The sequence below is a fragment of the Psychrobacter sp. 1U2 genome (assembly GCF_051847575.1).
In genome coordinates this window covers 1-529 of the sequence record NZ_JBPYDC010001768.1, presented here as the reverse complement: position 1 = coordinate 529, position 529 = coordinate 1, and the positions used below count along the sequence as shown (strand labels likewise).

General features: G+C 44.0%; 1 protein-coding gene. It reads left to right on the top strand.

The genetic code is table 11. From position 1 onward, the window contains the following. A partial coding sequence (locus ACS8FD_RS24305) for a PDZ domain-containing protein (RefSeq protein ID WP_439277728.1) occupies positions 1–529 on the top strand: 529 nt, incomplete at both ends.

The window sequence follows — 529 nt, the reverse complement described above, 5'->3', positions numbered from 1 at the left end:
CGTGATTATTGGGCACGTCAGTTAAAATTTCAGTTAATAAGTATCTCTTTAGGTAAGGAAAGTGAAAAAGGCAAAGAGCAGATATTTTTAGATAACCCTGACATTACTCGTGGTCAAGATTTAGTACGTGATGATCAGCGTACGCCAAGTGAGATTTTATTAAATCGTTTGTCGCGCCAACAAGGGCAGATGTCACGTCTAAAAGACGATGAGATTATGGAGACAGTACTCAATACTGCCATGCCCACTTACGATCCACATAGTAACTATTATGCGCCTATTCAGGCGACTGAGCTACAGATTCAGTCAAGCTTACAGCTAGAAGGAATCGGGGTTTCTATTCGTCCAGATCGTAAAAACCCAGATTATACACGTATCGTCACTTTAGTCGATGGTGGGCCTGCGGCCAAAACGGGTCAAATCAAACCCAACGATCTCATCATCGGTATCGCTGAAGATGGCAAAACCATGACCGATGTGGTCGGCTGGTCAACGCGTGAGATTGTCGGTTTGATTCGCGGTAAACGTG